The 1,658-nt window shown below is 39.6% G+C and carries 3 protein-coding genes and 1 pseudogene; 1 reads left to right on the top strand and 3 read right to left on the bottom strand.

Features of this window, described 5'->3' with window-relative positions; translation table 11 throughout:
* Window positions 1-166 (bottom strand): annotated as a pseudogene (locus A3729_RS31680) (IS110 family transposase); the annotation flags it as partial.
* Between the two features lie 183 nt (window positions 167-349).
* Between A3729_RS31680 and A3729_RS13205 the strand changes: the two are divergent.
* Window positions 350-694: a hypothetical protein gene (locus A3729_RS13205; protein ID WP_068510171.1), complete on the top strand. Its 345-nt coding sequence runs from the start codon at window positions 350-352 to the stop codon at window positions 692-694.
* A 114-nt stretch (window positions 695-808) separates the two neighbouring features.
* Here the strand turns inward: A3729_RS13205 and brnA are convergent, their stop codons facing one another.
* Both brnA and A3729_RS13215 read right to left on the bottom strand, forming a co-directional pair.
* Window positions 809-1,084 (bottom strand): type II toxin-antitoxin system BrnA family antitoxin, encoded by a 276-nt coding sequence (brnA, locus tag A3729_RS13210; protein WP_068510173.1) that lies wholly within the window; start codon window positions 1,082-1,084, stop codon window positions 809-811.
* A complete protein-coding gene (locus A3729_RS13215) occupies window positions 1,071-1,370 on the bottom strand; it encodes a BrnT family toxin (protein ID WP_068511104.1) in 300 nt (99 codons plus the stop codon). Before A3729_RS13215 ends, brnA begins: the two co-directional genes overlap by 14 nt.
* Window positions 1,371-1,658: the final 288 nt, after the last annotated feature.

The raw sequence follows: 1,658 nt of genomic DNA on the forward strand, positions 1-1,658 counted from the left end.
GGTATTTGCTTTCAAACTGTCTTGCCATCTTGGTAAGTGATACTTTGGCTGAAGAAACTCTTCCAAGATGCTTTACTTCTGAGCCTCGTTGATCTTCGCAATATGCGACTTCGGTGAACTCCTTATGGGTGTCCAATCCGACAAAAATTATGGTATTGTTTTTCATGGTGCTGGCCTCCGCTTATATGGTATGACACATATATTATGGCTCTGGCTTTGCTAACCCACGATAGGAGGTCAGCACTCTTTTGGGACGTGGGGAGTCATTATGTCTATGTAAATTCAGCAAAGATGCATACCCAATGAACTGGGCGTATGAATAAAGTTTGGCCAAGGAGTGAAGAGATAAATGAAGAGAATATTCTTTATTGTTTTATTAGTTTCCGGTTGTGCAACATCATCAGGCGTAATCCCTATAGGGATAGATACGTATTTGATTTCTAGATCCCAAAAAGGATTCGATGTGGTTGGTGGCAGTGTTAAAGCTGATGTATATAAAGAAGCATTTGCATTTTGTAACAATCAAAATAAGCACTTCCAAGTTGTTCGAGTATCTCAAAAGGATATGGTTCCATTCACATCAGATGCCCAGGCAGAAATTCAGTTTATGTGTCTGGATAAAGAAGATCCTGAGTTAACTCGGCCAAATATAAAGAGAGAGGCTGACGTAGTAATAGAAATACGGAACAAATAACTGTTTACATAACAAGTGCCATCAATCGGACTTGGGTAAACTGTCACCGTTTTTGCAAAAAGACGCAAAAACGCCGCCACTTCACCCAAGCCGTTGTGGCAGGCGTTAGTGCTCTTAAGAAGCTAAGCGATTCTGTCGAACATCATCAGCAAGCCAAGATTTGATTAAGGACTGGTAAGGCATGTCTCTTCGATTAGCCTCAATTTTAATGCTTTCAAGCAAAGACTCAGGTAACCGCAAGGAAATTGTTTTCGTCGATGGTTTTAAGTTGGGCATTGTTACTTTTGCGGCCTTACTCCAGTCCAAGTAATCAGCGGAATCATTATCTTCCCAAAACTTTCGTTCTTCTGCCTCTGTTTTAAACTTTGGAGGCTGTTTATGCTTGTTCATAAAATTTCCTCTCTTTCTTGTGCATTGGTCGTGCAGAAATCACTCTAATCAAAGTGTTATCTTCACGCAGTGTAAAAGTAATATGTAGTTGCCGCCCATCATCGGTAATTCCAAGGGCATGGTATCTGGGCTCTTTATCACTGTGCTTTTTGTCCGGCAGCAGTAATAAAGGCTCATTAAAAAATAATTGTTCGGCCTCTAACTGGTTTACGCTGTGTTTATCAACGTTTTTTCTTTCGTTGCCAGCATCCCAATTAAAGCCTTTTATTTGTTTCCAATTAATCATTTATGTATATTACCATCATATACATAAAAATGGCACTAACAAGCGGCTCCACCGGACAAATTTTATTGTCACCTTTTTTGTACCAAAAAAGCCGCCAATAAAATTTGCTCGGTGAGCCGGGCGTTAGATGCCCCATGTGCTCACAGCCTCTCCAAAAGAACAAGACTGTTCATTTTTAAAGGGTTAGTTTAATCTTTCGAAAAATATATACATTGGAGAAAACTGTGAAAAACTGGTTATTCTTATCCGCTGCTATTATTTGTGAAGTAATTGCAACATCCAGTCTTA

The sequence above is a fragment of the Oleiphilus sp. HI0043 genome (assembly GCF_001634935.1).